Genomic DNA, 359 nt, shown 5'->3' on the forward strand with positions numbered 1-359 from the left:
GATCTTGACCCTGCCCAGCCCATTACGAGTATTCGCTCCCAAAGCAAAAGTGGGATGTTCCCACAAAGCCAACAGTTGATGCCATTGCTCGTCATCGAGTTGCTGTTCATCTTCCCTATCCTGATTACTCCATTGCAATGTAATACTAAATCGAAGCCCTTTGGGTAACACAATCTGATCGAATTTAGCTCGATCAATCGCGACACCACGATCATTGACCGCGACTCCGTCTCTGTGGTGAGGGCGCTCTGCCAAGCACAAGGCCAGTAAAGGATCGCTTTCCATATGGCTTGGTTCTGTATAATTGTCGACAAGCTCACTGTGGCTATTTAACAAGACCCCATTTGAAATCACTAAAC

The 359-nt window shown here is 47.1% G+C and carries 1 protein-coding gene; it reads right to left on the reverse strand.

The genetic code is table 11. From position 1 onward, the window contains the following. On the reverse strand, positions 1-336 hold a 336-nt coding region (locus AB4486_RS25200), incomplete at its 3' end, for an RAMP superfamily CRISPR-associated protein (protein ID WP_372119444.1). Positions 337-359 lie beyond the last annotated feature (23 nt).

The organism is Vibrio sp. 10N.222.55.C6, from assembly GCF_041473395.1.
GTDB classification, from domain to species: Bacteria; Pseudomonadota; Gammaproteobacteria; order Enterobacterales; family Vibrionaceae; genus Vibrio; species Vibrio crassostreae_C.